Genomic DNA, 13182 nt, shown 5'->3' with positions numbered 1-13182 from the left:
GCCGGCCTCAGGCCAGGCCGGCGAGCTTCGCGTTGCGCTCGCGTTCGAGCTTGGTGATGTAGCGCTGCACGGCGGCCAGAGCGCCGCGCGAGATGTCGACGAACTGGCAGCCCAGGCGGCGGCTGGTCTTCTGGTTCAGGAGGGTGAGGTCGAGCGAGTTGCGGATCTCGAGCGAGGTCGCGATCGGACCGATCTCGGGCAGCTCGATGCGGCAGCCTTCGATCACGCGGCCGATGCTGGCGCCCAGCTGAAGCTTGTTGTCGAGCAGGGCGATGCCGCCGACGCTGATGTCGTGCAGCGGGAACACGCCCATGCCGCCGCCGGCGTCGATCGGCACCGGCACCAGCGCGCGCACCGGATTGCTGACCGGGGTCGGCATGCGGTAGTACTCGCGCCGCTGCAGGCGGATCAGGGTGGGCGGGATGTCGGCGCGCAGCGCGGGCTCGCCGCGCCAGGTGGTGGCGGCCAGGCCGTCGGCGCCGAACAGGATGCGGATCTTGTCGAGCGACGTCTCGCATTTCACGCGGCCGGCGGCCACGATGCGCTCGTTCTGGGCGCGGTCCACCGAGCGGTCCAGCACCACGGTGCCGCTGTCCTCGTCGACCGCCAGGATCGAGGTGACGCAGACGTCGGCCTCGCCCTTGATCAGCATGCGAATCAGCTGGTTCTTTTCTCCGATCTGGCGCAGCAGCGCCACGATCTCGCGGCGCGATGCTACTTCAAAGTCGTGCCAGTCTTCCAGTTCTGTTTCAATCATCGCTTGCATCTATCCTTGCCGCTGGTGCCAATGGGAGGTGGGGCGTCGGATCGGGCGCGGGAGGCAACAGATCATCGTGTTGTCGAGCCGACTCTATATGATATAGCCATGCCAACAGTTCTGCAATTGCCCGGTACAGGGCGGGAGGAATCTCGCGGTCGAGATCCACCTGCATCAGCAGCGACACCAGCTCTTTCGATTCGTGCACGAACACCCCGGCGTCCTGGGCGCGCCGGATGATCTGCTCGGCGACCAGTCCGGAGCCCTTGGCCACCACGGTCGGCGCGCGTTCTCCGGCGCCGTAGGCCAGCGCCACGGCATTCTGGCGCCGCTTGTCGCCCTGCTCACGCATGATCGTGATCCGGGTCTTCGGCCGCTCCGGCGCGCGCACGGGCGTCGAAGCCGGCCAGCGGCGTGCCCACCGCGTCGAGGGCGCCGGCCAGTGCCGGCATGTGCTCGCGCAGCAGGCCGGCGGTGGCTTCGTCGGCCGCCGCGAACTGCACCTGCAGGGCGCCGTTCACCATGCGCAGCTGCGCCTCGAGCTCGCCCAGCTGCGGAAAACGCAGGCGCAGGCGCGAGTGCCAGATCGCCTGTTCGCCGTCGCCGCTGCCGTCACCATCCTGATGGGCCTCGCGCTGCACGTCCCACTCCATCGGCTGGCCCGGCCACAGCTGGCCTTTCCATGACAGGTGCGATTGTTCGTGGGCCGCCAGCTGCATGCTGATGAACTGCGCAGTCGCGGGATCCTGCGCATTGGGGCGTGCCCCGCCCTGCGCAGCCTGCTGCTGCGGCTCGCCCGCCAGCTCGGACAGGGGCAGGGCGCCGCGCGCCCATTCGGCCACGTGCGATTCGTAGAACAGGCCGCTCTTGCCGAAGGCCTGCTGCAGGCCGGCCGCCAACGCCGCTGGATCCGCCCCGGGGCCGGGCGCCAGCGGAGCGCGGCCGACGATGGCGGACAGCTGGCTGTCGGCCTTCTGGGCTGCGGCCAGCACGCCGGCCAGGGCCTGGGCGGTGGGACTCAAGGTGGTGTTCTTCGCTTCGGCGCCGCCGGCGAAGGCTTGCGCGCCGAGTGCCGCGCTTGATGCCAGCAGGCCGGCGGCGCGGCCGATGGCGGCGCCTTCGCGGTACGACAGCGGCGCATGCGCGCCGTCGGCGTCCTCCTGCGGCGCGGGGCCGGCTTCGGCGAAGGCGGTGGTGGTGTGTGAACCGACCTGGAAGGTGGGACGCGGATGCAGGCCGACCAGGGTCAGCGGCACGTCGGCGCCGACCTGGGCGCCGGGAGGCAGCTGCATGCGGGCCTGGGTGTCGGCGAACCGGACGACGAACGTCCCATCGAGCAGCCGCGCCTGGATCGCGCCGTGGATGGTCTTGCCCAGCAGCGGCGCGATCTCGCGCGCGAACGCCTGCTGGCGCGGATCGACGGCCTGCTCGGCCGGCCGCGCCGGGGTGACGGGCGTGACGCTGCCGACGAGTTCACGCGGCAGCATCCAGCCCTCCCATCATCAGACGCCGTAGGCGCGCGCGACGCGGCGTTCGGTCGAGGCGCTCTTCATCAGCGTCGACAAGTGCGCCATCCATGGCGTGGTGAGGTCGCGGATCTGGCGGTCGAAGTCGAGCATGCGGCGGATCGCGTCGACCTTGCGCAGGCGTTCCTGGCCGCCCAGCGGCGCGCCGCCTTCATTCGCCTTCAACCGGTTCGCGTGGCGTGCGCATTCCTGCTCCAGTTCGGCCAGGCGGTCCCACTCGCTGGCGCTGGCCGCATCGAGCATGCGCTCGGTGATGCCGACCATGGTTTCGTAAGTGGTCACGACTTCCTGTCCGCTCATCGTCATCGTCGTCATCTCTCTCAGGCGCTCATCAGGGTGGGGGCTTGCTGGATCGCGGGCGGCATCGGCTCGGCCACGGCCTGCTGCTCGCCGATCTGGACCCAGGCTTCGCGCAGGTCGGCCATCAGGCCGTGCACTTCCTCGACGATCGTCGCGTCGTTCTTGATGTTCGCTTCCAGCAGGCGGCGGCTCATGTAATCGTACAGCGCGTCGAGGTTGGCGGCGATGTCGCCGCCGGCCTTCTTGTCGAGCGAGGCGCGCAGGCCGTTGTCGATGATCGTGATGGCCTTCGAAATCGCGGCGCCCTTGATGCCGATGTTCGACGACTTGATGCCGTTGATCGCGCTGAGCAGGGCGACGATCACGCCGTCGTACAGCATGACCACCAGTTTGTGCGGCGAGGCCGAGGCGACGCCGGTTTCCAGGCCGACCGTCGCATAGGCGCCCACGCCGCGTTTCTGGGTTCCAAACATGTAATTCTCCAGTGATGCTGAATTAACCCCGGTTGGCGGACAGGCTCGCCAACTGCTGGGTGAGGTAGTTAGAAGTCGACTGCATCGAGGACAGCATGGCGTCGAGTGCGACGAATTGCGCGCGATAGCGTTTTTCCATGCTTTCCAGGCGCATCTCGAAGCGTGCACGCTGCGCGGCGACCGATTTGATCGAGGCATCCAGGCCGTCGGTCTTGCTCTTGAGCAGACTGTCCTTGCCGATGAAGCCGGCCGCCAGGTTGGTCAGCTGGTAAGCGAAGCCTTGCGAGAAGGTGATGCTGCCGCGATCCCCGACCAGGCCGCCGGTGATCGAGACCTGGATGCCTTCGGCCGCCGAGCCGGCTGCGGCGGTCAGCGATTGACCGTTGCCGGTGGCGGCCACGCCGCCGATGGTGCCTTCGACGTCCTTGCCCTTGGTCGGCGTGGCGGCCCCGAAGATGCTGTCGACCGTGCTGCCGCTGATGCCGGCGATCTCAATGTTCGAGATGTCGCCATATTTGCTCGACGACAGCGTCAGGCGGCCGTCGTCACCGACCGCGGCCTCGACCGTGTCGCCGGCGCCGGCGAAGGTGGAGTTGCCGTTGATCGCCGAGCGGATCAGGGCCGCCAGGTCGTCGTTGCTGTAGGTGCCTGCCTGGAGCTTGATCTCCTGGCTCTTGCTTTCGGTGACCGGATCGGTCTGGTTCAGCGTCACGCGCCAGACGGTATTCGGGGCGATCGTGGTCGAGCCGCTGAGAGCGGCGCTGCTGACCAGGTTGCCCTGGGTCGCCAGGCTGGTGATGTTGATCGCGTAGGTGCCCGCCTTGGTGGCGGCGCTCGACTTGTCGAACTTGATCATGCTGTCGGTGGTCGAGCCCATGGCGGCGAACAGGCCGCCGAAGTCCGCCGCGTTTTCGCTGATCGCCTTGTTGAGTTTGGTGGAGTCGACCTTCAGGCTGCCGTCCTGCTGGAAGCCGATGCCGATCTGGCTCAGCGAATTGAGCTTGCCGCCGGAGCCTTCCATCACGGCGCTGATCTGGCGGCGCAATTGGCTCTGGATGGTGCGCACGCTGGCGTCGCCCTGCAGGATGGCGCCCTTGCCGCTGGTGGAGTTGAACGAGGTCAGGCCGCCGATCGTCTTGTTCAGGTCGTTATAAGCCTTGACGAAGTCGTTGACCGCGGTGGTGATCGACGCCGTGTCCTTGGACACCGTCAGCGTCGAGCTGCCGGTCGAGGTGACGTCCAGCGTCACGCCCTGGATCGCATCGGTGACCGTGGTGCTGTCGCTCTTGATCTCGATGCCGTTCATGTTCAGCCTGGTGCTCTGGGCGCCGGCCGTCTGGGTCAAGTTCTGCACGCCGGCCGGATCGTAGCCGAGCATCGCGGCAATGGCCGGATCCGCCGGGTTGCCGTCTTCGCCGCCGACGCTGATCTTCATCGTCGTCGCTTCACCGGTCTTGTTCGAGGTGAGCACCAGGTGATACGGCTTGGCGCTGCCGTCGGACACGATGGTGGCGGTCACGCCCATGTCGGCCTTGTTGATCGCATCGCGAATGCCCTGCAGCGACTGGTCGCCGGCGCCAAGCGTGACCGTCTTGCTGTTGATGGCCCCGTTGAGCGAAAAGCCCGATCCCATATGGGCGCCGACGCTGCCTGCGGCAAAGCCGGCGGCGGCCGGGTTGGTGCCGCCGACCACGATCTGGTTGCCGTCGTTCGAACGCAGGGTGACGCCGGCGGTCGCGGTCACGGTTGCACCGGTATTCACGGCAGTGTCGGCGTGTCCAATGCCGCCGTGGACGGTGCCGGTGACGGCTTCGGTCACGTCGATGGTCGAACCGTCGGAAGCGCTAAACTGCAACGTGCCGTCGGCGGCGCTGCCGGTGAAGGTGATGTTGGCGGCGGCCAGCGCATTGCGGGTGTTGGCGCCGGCCAGTACGGTGTCGAGGGCGGCGCCCGTCAGCGGCGTACTGCCCGGGGTCAGGTTGGCCAGCTGTACGCCGCCCACCGACAGGGTGTAGCTGGAGCCCGCATCGACGCTGACCTCGCCAAAATTCTCGAACAGGCCGGCAGCGGTGCTGGTGACGCCGGCGGTGGCGACCACGCCGGTCTTGTCGGATTGCGCATTGATGGCTTCCGCCAGCGCGCGGGCGCTGCGCGTGGTTGGGCCGGTGCCGATGGAAACGCCGTTCAGGTTCAGCGAACCGTTGGCGATGCCGCTTGCCGCCGCCGCCAGCCCCAGCGCGTTACCGGCGGCGCCGAAGGTGCCGCCGGTAACGGTGCCAAACTGGAAGGTGAGGGTGGTCGGGGCGCCGGCGCCGATGGTCGACGTCGTGCTGGCGTAGCCGTTCGTCTTCAGGCTCTGGGCCTGCGCCAGCTGGGTCACGTTGATCTTGTACTTGCCCGGCACAGCGCCTGCGCCGGCGGTCCCGCTCAAGACGTCCTTGTTGCTGGTGGCGGCGCCGAGGCCCTGGAACGTGGCAGACGTGTTGAGCTTCGTCAGCGCACCCTGGAAGGTGCCGACCGCGGCGCTGACTTGGGCGAGGGCGGCCGCACGAGCCTGGAACGCCGCGGTCTTCTTGTCATAATTGGCAAGCGGCGCGGCCTCAGCCTGCATCAGTTGGCTGACGATGCTGTTGATGTCGAGTGAGGTTGAACTAACGGCCACTTGTTTCTCCCGTGAAAGCAATATCGTAAGTGATTATCGACAGAAACAAACCGGACTTAAGAGCGGTAAAGGTCGCTTTATTTTGATTTTGCGAAATAGCCATATGCCGGCGCCGTGCTTGCACATGAAAAAAGCGCCACATTCTCGCGAATGTGGCGCTTTCTGATACGGAAGTTCAGGCGGTTTGCCGGATCAGCAATCCCTGCATCTTGTCGATCGACCTGGCCATTTCCAGGGCTTCCTCGGTAGGGATCTGGCGAACCACCTCCTTGGTGCTCTGGTCGATGATCTTGACGACGACCTCCTTGCTGCCCTCGTCGATCTCGAATTCCAGGCTCTGGGCCGAAGGCGGCATGGCCTCGTTGAGTTTCTTCACGGCTGCCGACACCGCGTCCCTTCCCGATACGGTGCCCGATATGGTGACCGGTACGGAGGCTGGCGCATCCGTGGCCGGCTGGCGGTCCGCAGGCGCAGGCTGCCCGGCCACCGCAACCGGACGGTCGTCCAGTTTCGTTGCGGGCGACGAACCCAATGATTGGATGTGCATGTCGATTCCCCTAGTAAAAATTCCCCGGCTGAATTTCTCCAGCCGAGGAACCGCTTACTTCGCGTTGTCGTTACCGCTCGTTAGCGATTAGCCACGCAGCAGCGACAGGACGCCGTTCGGCAGCGAGTTGGCCTGGGCCAGCATCGAGGTGCCGGCCTGCTGCAGGATCTGGCCGCGGGTCATCTTCGCGGTTTCGGCTGCGAAGTCGGTATCGACGATGCGGCTGCGCGATGCCGACAGGTTCTCGGTCGACGACGACAGGTTCGAGATCGCCGATTCGAAGCGCGACTGCAGTGCGCCGTATTCTGCGCGCTGGCTGTTCACGGCGGACAGTGCGGCATCGGCGGTCTTGATGGCGGCCTGTGCGCCTTCGAAGGTGCTGATGTCGAGGTCGGCCACCGCCTTCAGCGCCGAATTGCCGCCCAGGCCCATGGTGGTGGTCGCGTCGACCACCGAGAAGCTCTTGTCCGAGTCCATGGTGATCTTGCCCATCGCGGTAGCGCCATTGGCGCCGTTCGTTTCAGCTTGAGCGCTCAGCGCGCCGGCGGTGGTGTAGGTCGCCAGCATGGCGTCGCCCGCAGCGGCGCCGGTCGAGGTGTTCTTCAGCTTGACGTCGTTGCCGTCGGCGTGGCTCAGCTTGATGCCGCCGTTGGTTGAGTCATACGATGCGGTGACGCCGGTCTTTGCCGACTGGGCATTGAAGGCGCTGATCGCACCGGCATGGCCGTTGGCGTCGTTGGTGCCCACCGAGAACGAGATCGTCACCGCAGTGGCGTTATCCGACTGCATCGTGAACGTGTACGACTCGTTCGCCAGCAGTTCCAGGTTGGCGTCGGTCTTGGCGGTGGCGGTCACGCCGGTATCGCCGCTGACGGTGTTGATCTTGTCAACGGTGGCCTTGGCGGTATCCCCGGCGCCGACGTTGATGGCCTTCGAACCTTGCGAGCCGTTGATGGTCACGGTGCCGGCCACCACGCCGTTGGCCGAGCTGGCGTTAGTGGCCTTGGCTGCGACGTCGGTGCTGTTGTTGCCGTAGGTCGAGGTGGTGAAGTTCGAGCCGGTCATCGAGATCAGCTGGCCTGCGTTGGCGCCGACCTGGAAGTTCGCGGTGCCCATCGAACCGTCCATCAGCTTCTGGCCGTTGAATTCGGTGGTGTTCGAGATGCGGTTCAGTTCCGAGGTCAGTTGGGTAACTTCGGTTTGCAGGGCCTTGCGGTCGCTGGACGAGTTCGACGAGTTCGACGACTGCACTGCCAGCTCACGGATACGCTGCAGGATGTCGCCCGAGCTCGACAGGGCGCCTTCGGCGGTTTGCGCCATCGATACGGCATCGTTGGCGTTGCGGGTGGCTTGCGTCATGCCCTTGATCTGCGACTGCATGCGGTCGGAGATCGCGAGACCGGCGGCGTCATCCTTGGCGCTGTTGATGCGCAGGCCCGACGACAGGCGCTGGATCGAGGTGTTCAGCTGCGACTGCGAGGTAGCCAGGTTGCGCTGCGAGTTGAGGGATGCGACGTTGGTGTTGATTACGGATGCCATGGTGTCTACTCCAGAGACGTGGTCTTTCAGGGTGCAGCGACCTTGCTGCTGTGTACTTTGGTCCGTCGCGCTGTTCCGTGACGTTCAAACCGCTGTTATTGCTGGTAACGGTGCCCTATGGAAAAAGTTTAGGGCCGCCTGTCGAAAAAGATGGCCTGTAGCAGGAGTGCGGCCAACGACCGCGCCCCTTAGCGGCAGGCAAAAAGAGAACTTGAGGGTAAAAATAAATTTATTTATAGGGTTCATCGCGCTCGCCGAACCGGCGGAATCGACACCGGAGCGGCCTTGCCGCCCGGGCAGCGCCATCGGTCCGGCTCAGGTCTTGAGCAATGTGTACAACTTGCCCAGCTCCGCCCAGCCGCTGTCGTGCAGTGAGTTGTTGACGCGCGTGGTGTACCCGGGCACATGCTGGAAGCGCCGGCAGTGCAGTTGTACGGTCGAGACCATGGTGGCGAGCGGCGGCACGTCGCCCTCGGTATTGCATTGCACCGCGAGGATCAGGCGCAACAGGCCGAAGCGCGCCATCAACTGCACATAGCTGTGATAGGGGGTAGCCCCATTGAACGGGAACAGCTCGGAGAACACCTCGTTTACCAGGTAATGCTCGAGCAGCCACGGGGCGGCCGCCAGGGCCGCGTCGAGGCGCCCCAGGCCGCGCCGGTAGGCGCCGACCAGCCGCTCGGCGCTGACCTGGCCCTGGGCGTCGGCGCCGAACCTGGCGGCGACCTGGCGCATCAGCGCCTGCTCGTGCGGTGACGTGGATTCGAAACCCTTGGTGGCCCACAAGGTGGCGAACACCATGGCCTGGGCATCATGGTCGGGCTGGATCAGGTCGAGCGTCGCGACCAGCCCGCCGTCCTCGACCAGGCGCACGAAGTCGCCGATCATGGCGGGAATGGTCTGTTGCTCGCCACGTTCGCACACCCCGCTCAGCATGTCGCAGAACGCCCCCAGCAGCGCCAGGCGCTGCCACAGGGTCAGCTCGCGGGTACGCAACAGGTTCAGGCAAAAGATGCGGATCTCGGCCATGAGCGCCGGGGGCACGCCGCAACGTGGCCCGACGCCGAGCACGGCCGACTGGCGGACATGGATCGGGGCCTCGACGAAATCGAAGGCGTCTTCGGCAAGCAGGGCCAGGCGCGCCGCTTCGGGGCAGGAAAGCGTGATCGCCTGCTCGACCTGGCCGTCCACGCTGCGGCTGGTGCGCGGGTATTCGTGGCAGACTTCGGGCAGGTAGGATGCGCCGAGGTGGGCCTGTACCGAGCAGATGCCGTCGTGGAGCGCTGGGCATTGCTCCTGCTCGCCGACCGTCCTGATCGCCCCATAGGCGCGATCGCCCATCCCTTCCAGGCGCGTCATATTGGCCATCATGCGATCGAGCGCCGGGACCGATTCCTTGCGGTAGGCCTTGTAGGTTTTCTTGTCGACATGCACCGTCCAGCCGGAACAGCAGGTGTCCTCGCAACTGGCGCCGATGCAGCGAAACCGCTCGACGAAGCGAGGCTTGAGCGCGGTCAGGGTCTGGGTGCGATGCAGGATGGGCATGGACTGGCTGCTCGAAAGATTGGAAAGTTGCAGCGCAGTATAAATTCGGCAGGGCCAGGTTCAATCCGCGATCACCACCCGATTCTTCCCGCTATTCTTGGCTTGGTACATCGCCTTGTCGGCGCGCGCCATCAGCGAAGCCTGGTCTTCGTTGGGCGCCCGGAGCGCCACCCCGCACGAGAAAGTGATGAGCATCTTCTCGTTATCGTGCAAGAAGAAATGCCGGGTCAGCTCGCGCTGCACCCGCACCATGGCCGCCGCCGCCGCGTCGACCGTGGTCTCCGGCAGCAGGATCAGGAATTCCTCGCCGCCGAAACGGGCGATCACGTCCATCGAGCGCAGGGTCTCGCGCACCACCTTCACCAGGTGCCTGAGCGCGCCGTCGCCCGCCACATGGCCATAGGTGTCATTGAGCCGCTTGAAGTTATCGAGGTCGAGCAGGGCCACGCACAGCGGCGTCTTTCGGCGGTCGGCGCGCGCGCTCTCGCGTTCGAACACGTCGTCCAGGCCGCGGCGGTTCAGGCTGCCGGTCAGCTGGTCTTCGCGCACCAGCTCGCTCATATGCTGCAGCTCGGCTTCCAGCTCGCGGATGCGCTGCTCGGCTTCCTGCACCTCTTGATGCGCGCCGACCATGCGGTCACGCGACGCCAGCGCCTCGTCCTGGGCGTTGCGCATCTCGCGCAGCACTTCGTCGAGCACGCCGTTGATCTGGTTCACGTCCGTGGCCTTGCCGATGCGTTCCGAGAAGCCGCCCAGCCTGGCATGGTAGTCGCTCGTGGACGCGGCGGCCGAGCCGAGGCGATCGATGAAGGTCATCATCATGTTCTTCATCGCGCCGCGCACACCGTCGATGCCATGCTTGAGATGGCCCTGCCTGATGATCACGTCCTTCAGGCCTCGGGTGGCGTCTTCGAGCGCGCGCGTGTCGAGCGGGCCCTTGATCAGTTCCTGCACCACCAGCACCTGGCCGTGCATGTAGTTGTCGTCGTCGAGCAGGCCTTCGATATTGTCGAGCAGCAGGCGGAACAGGCGCAACAGCAGTTCCTGCCGTTCGGCGCCGTCGTCCTTGCGTAGTTCGATCTGGAAGCACAATTGCTTCAGGCGCGCCGCGATGTGCTGCAGCTCGGATTCGCCGACGGCGGTCTTGACCGCCGCGCCGAGCGCTTCGGCCTCGGCCGACAGTTCGGCGTCGCCGCTGAGCAGCGAGGCGCAGGCGAAGGACAGGGTGCGCGCCAGCATCTCGCGCAGCAGGACCGTGTCCGGTTCCTCGTCGCCCAGGGCCATCACCGGCGTGTTGCGGCGCAGGTGGCGCTCGAGTATCTGCCCCAGCGCCTGGGTGTAGCCGCCCCAGTCTTCCAGCTTGACCGCGCGCGCCATGCGGCGGCCATGCTCGGAAAGCTCGCCCGGCGTCTCGGCCATGCGCCGTGCGAAGCCGGCCAGCACCTCGACCGCGCCCGCATCCGGCGCCGGTGCGGGCGGCGCCGGTGGAGTGCCGGCGATCTCGTCATAGATGGCGCGGTAGTTGTCCGGCGTCGGCGCGAGGCGGCGCGCGGCGAGGCGGCGGAAGGCCTCGCGTGCGGTTTCAGCAGGATTCACAGCAGAACCGGCAGCAGAACCCGCAGCAGGGGTGGCTGGCTGGTTGACGGCGGGCGCGGCAGGAGTAGGCGGGATGGACATGGATGGCTGCGCAGTGACGAATGTGCGGGATTGGCCACATGATAATCAGCTTCTTTGCCGAGCATCAATTAAAAAACGGTAACACAGCCCTTGCGCGTGCCGGTGGCCGCCGTGGCGCAACGGAATGTGAGATTTAGAACCTATCCCGGTAGGTGGGAGGAAGTTCATGCCGATGCATGGCAGGCGTGAGCAAGGCGCGAGGAGGCCGCATGGCGAGCCATGCAACGACGAGCAACGCAGCGCACGCTTGCCAGGCGCGGCAGGAACGACTCTCACCTACCGGGATAGGTTCTTTAGTCGACCAAACCGTTACGGATGGCGTAGGTCGTCAGCTCGGCGCTGGTCTTGAGTTTCATTTTGACCAACAAGCGGGCGCGGTATTCGCTGACGGTCTTGACCGACAGCGACAGCTCGCGCGCGATCTCGCTGACCGTCATGCCGGAGGCGATCATGGTCAGGGTCTGGTACTCGCGGTCGGACAGGCCTTCGTGCACCGGCGCTTCGTGGTCCGCGCCGATCGAGCTGGCCAGGGTCTGGGCCAGCGCCGCGCTCACGTATTTCTGGCCGCCCGCCACCTGGCGGATGGCCGTCACCAGTTCGCGCGGCGCGCTCTGCTTGGTCAGGTAGCCGGACGCGCCGGCCTTCAGCGCGCGGATCGCGTACTGGTCTTCGCGGTGCATCGACAGCATCAGCACCGCCAGTTCGGGCTTGTCCTTCTTGATCTGCTTTAATACGTCGATGCCGTTGCGGTCGGGCAGCGAGATATCGAGCAGCATCACATTGGCTTTGGACTTGCCCACCAGCCGGGCGGCGTCGACGCCATTTTCAGCTTCGCCGGCGACGTTGATGTCGCGCTGTTCGGCCAGGATCTGCTTCAGGCCCTCGCGTACGATGGCATGGTCGTCGGCGATGAAAACGCGGATATGTACTTTTTCGGTCATTCTTGTTCTTGCGCCGCTTCGCGGGCCGCCGCCTGCTGCGCGGAGGTCCTGGATGCCAGCCTGGTCTTGATGGTCACCATCGTGCCACCTCCGGGCGCGGACGACAAGGCCAGCGTGCCTCCGAGTGCGCTGGCGCGCTCGCTCATGCCGCGCAGGCCGAACGATTGCGGCTTGAGGCGGTCGGCCGGCTGGATGCCGCGGCCGTTGTCGCAGATCGACAGGGTGAGCAGGTTGCGCTGGCGCCGCAGCGACACCGTGACCCGTGTCGCGCCGGCATGCTTGGCGATATTCGTGAGCGCTTCCTGGAAGATGCGAAACAGCGCGCTCGCGTGGTCGGGCGCGAGCTCCAGGTCTTTGTCCGGACAGCGCATGATGACGGCGGTCCCCATCTGCTTTTCGAACTCGCGCGCCTGCCATTCCAGTGCGGCGACGATGCCGAGGTCGAGCGTGCTCGGGCGCAGGTCGAGCGAAATGCGGTGCACCGCCTCGATCGTGCGGTCGACCAGGCCGTCGACGTAGTTCGCCTTGTCGGTCAGTTCCGGCTGGTCGGGCGGCAGGCGCGCCGACAGCATGGCCAGCGCCATCTTGATCGCGGTGAGGTTGCCGCCCAGGTCGTCGTGGATCTCGCGCGCGATGCGGGTGCGCTCGTCTTCCTTGGCCTGCTCGATATGCGCGGTCAGCTCGGCCAGGCGCTCGCGCGAACGGTGCGATTCTTCCTGCTCCTGCTTGCTTGCCGTGATATTGGTCATGATGCCGTCCCACTGAACCGCGCCGTCCTCGCGGGGGTGCGGAGTGGCGCGCAGGTTGATCCACTTGACGTCGTTCCAGACCGGGATGCGGATCCGTCCCTCCCAGTTCCAGGCCGCCAGGGCGGTGGCCGACGCCTGCATCGCCTCGTGGTAGGCGCGGCGGTCTTCCGGCAGGATCAGGCGTTCGAACAAGGCCGGATCGTCCTGCAGCTCGCCGGGCGCGATGCCGAGCAGCGCGCTGCAGCCTTCGTTCAGGCAGGCGAAGCTGGTGCTGCCGTCGGGGTGCAGGACGAACCGGTAGACCAGGCCGGACGAGGGTGGGTGTTCGGTGTGGAAAGAGGAGGGCAGGCTCATTGTTTTGTCTCGTTGCTTCTTTTTTTTCGCGCACTGCTTTTGGGCACGTCGAAAAACCTGCTGCGCGTTGCAGATTCGGTCGGGCCGCGTAGGTCTGCGATGCTCGCTGTAC

12 protein-coding genes are annotated in these 13182 nt (G+C 66.0%); all 12 read right to left on the bottom strand.

The window, feature by feature from the left end; all coding sequences use genetic code 11:
• Window positions 1–7 precede the first annotated feature (7 nt).
• On the bottom strand, window positions 8–757 hold the full coding sequence (locus tag ABIB38_RS18385; RefSeq protein WP_429206051.1) for a flagellar brake protein: 750 nt from the start codon (window positions 755–757) through the stop codon (window positions 8–10).
• Complete coding sequence (locus tag ABIB38_RS18380) at window positions 750–1109, bottom strand: EscU/YscU/HrcU family type III secretion system export apparatus switch protein (RefSeq protein ID WP_429206049.1); 360 nt, start codon at window positions 1107–1109, stop codon at window positions 750–752. Before ABIB38_RS18380 ends, ABIB38_RS18385 begins: the two co-directional genes overlap by 8 nt.
• Window positions 1102–2244 (bottom strand): flagellar hook-length control protein FliK, encoded by a 1143-nt coding sequence (locus ABIB38_RS18375; RefSeq protein ID WP_429206048.1) that lies wholly within the window; start codon window positions 2242–2244, stop codon window positions 1102–1104. The genes ABIB38_RS18380 and ABIB38_RS18375 overlap by 8 nt, the downstream gene beginning before the upstream one ends.
• Before the next feature lie 15 nt (window positions 2245–2259).
• Window positions 2260–2598 carry a flagellar protein FliT gene (locus ABIB38_RS18370; RefSeq protein ID WP_429206046.1) on the bottom strand — a complete coding sequence of 113 codons (339 nt, stop codon included), beginning with the start codon at window positions 2596–2598 and terminating at the stop codon, window positions 2260–2262.
• A gap of 5 nt (window positions 2599–2603) precedes the next feature.
• Window positions 2604–3056, bottom strand: a complete 453-nt coding sequence (gene fliS / locus ABIB38_RS18365) for a flagellar export chaperone FliS (RefSeq protein ID WP_429206045.1) — start codon at window positions 3054–3056, stop codon at window positions 2604–2606.
• A gap of 22 nt (window positions 3057–3078) precedes the next feature.
• Window positions 3079–5718 (bottom strand): flagellar filament capping protein FliD, encoded by a 2640-nt coding sequence (fliD, locus tag ABIB38_RS18360; RefSeq protein WP_429206043.1) that lies wholly within the window; start codon window positions 5716–5718, stop codon window positions 3079–3081.
• A gap of 175 nt (window positions 5719–5893) precedes the next feature.
• Window positions 5894–6265, bottom strand: coding sequence for a flagellar protein FlaG (locus ABIB38_RS18355; RefSeq protein ID WP_429206041.1), 372 nt, complete (start codon window positions 6263–6265; stop codon window positions 5894–5896).
• Window positions 6266–6352: 87 nt separating this feature from the next.
• On the bottom strand, window positions 6353–7804 hold the full coding sequence (locus ABIB38_RS18350; RefSeq protein ID WP_429206039.1) for a flagellin: 1452 nt from the start codon (window positions 7802–7804) through the stop codon (window positions 6353–6355).
• A 315-nt stretch (window positions 7805–8119) separates the two neighbouring features.
• On the bottom strand, window positions 8120–9349 hold the full coding sequence (gene fliB, locus ABIB38_RS18345; RefSeq protein ID WP_429206038.1) for a flagellin lysine-N-methylase: 1230 nt from the start codon (window positions 9347–9349) through the stop codon (window positions 8120–8122).
• Window positions 9350–9409: 60 nt separating this feature from the next.
• A complete protein-coding gene (locus ABIB38_RS18340; protein WP_429206036.1) occupies window positions 9410–11026 on the bottom strand; it encodes a GGDEF domain-containing protein in 1617 nt (538 codons plus the stop codon).
• Between the two features lie 293 nt (window positions 11027–11319).
• Window positions 11320–11967: a response regulator gene (locus tag ABIB38_RS18335; protein ID WP_429206034.1), complete on the bottom strand. Its 648-nt coding sequence runs from the start codon at window positions 11965–11967 to the stop codon at window positions 11320–11322.
• Window positions 11964–13070 carry an ATP-binding protein gene (locus tag ABIB38_RS18330; RefSeq protein ID WP_429206032.1) on the bottom strand — a complete coding sequence of 369 codons (1107 nt, stop codon included), beginning with the start codon at window positions 13068–13070 and terminating at the stop codon, window positions 11964–11966. Before ABIB38_RS18330 ends, ABIB38_RS18335 begins: the two co-directional genes overlap by 4 nt.
• Window positions 13071–13182 lie beyond the last annotated feature (112 nt).

It is taken from the genome of Massilia sp. UYP11 (assembly GCF_050434805.1).
In the GTDB taxonomy this organism is placed as follows: Bacteria; Pseudomonadota; Gammaproteobacteria; order Burkholderiales; family Burkholderiaceae_D; genus Telluria.
This window is presented reverse-complemented; position numbering and strand designations above follow the sequence as displayed.

What these genes read in the sequence shown, in the direction of transcription:
- ABIB38_RS18385 (WP_429206051.1), bottom strand. Translation starts at nt 757, where the DNA reads ATGATTGAAACAGAACTGGAAGACTGGCACGACTTTGAAGTAGCATCG.
- ABIB38_RS18380 (WP_429206049.1), bottom strand. Translation starts at nt 1,109, where the DNA reads ATGCGTGAGCAGGGCGACAAGCGGCGCCAGAATGCCGTGGCGCTGGCC.
- ABIB38_RS18375 (WP_429206048.1), bottom strand. Translation starts at nt 2,244, where the DNA reads ATGCTGCCGCGTGAACTCGTCGGCAGCGTCACGCCCGTCACCCCGGCG.
- ABIB38_RS18370 (WP_429206046.1), bottom strand. Translation starts at nt 2,598, where the DNA reads ATGACGACGATGACGATGAGCGGACAGGAAGTCGTGACCACTTACGAA.
- fliS (WP_429206045.1), bottom strand. Translation starts at nt 3,056, where the DNA reads ATGTTTGGAACCCAGAAACGCGGCGTGGGCGCCTATGCGACGGTCGGC.
- ABIB38_RS18355 (WP_429206041.1), bottom strand. Translation starts at nt 6,265, where the DNA reads ATGCACATCCAATCATTGGGTTCGTCGCCCGCAACGAAACTGGACGAC.
- ABIB38_RS18350 (WP_429206039.1), bottom strand. Translation starts at nt 7,804, where the DNA reads ATGGCATCCGTAATCAACACCAACGTCGCATCCCTCAACTCGCAGCGC.
- fliB (WP_429206038.1), bottom strand. Translation starts at nt 9,349, where the DNA reads ATGCCCATCCTGCATCGCACCCAGACCCTGACCGCGCTCAAGCCTCGC.
- ABIB38_RS18340 (WP_429206036.1), bottom strand. Translation starts at nt 11,026, where the DNA reads ATGTCCATCCCGCCTACTCCTGCCGCGCCCGCCGTCAACCAGCCAGCC.
- ABIB38_RS18335 (WP_429206034.1), bottom strand. Translation starts at nt 11,967, where the DNA reads ATGACCGAAAAAGTACATATCCGCGTTTTCATCGCCGACGACCATGCC.
- ABIB38_RS18330 (WP_429206032.1), bottom strand. Translation starts at nt 13,070, where the DNA reads ATGAGCCTGCCCTCCTCTTTCCACACCGAACACCCACCCTCGTCCGGC.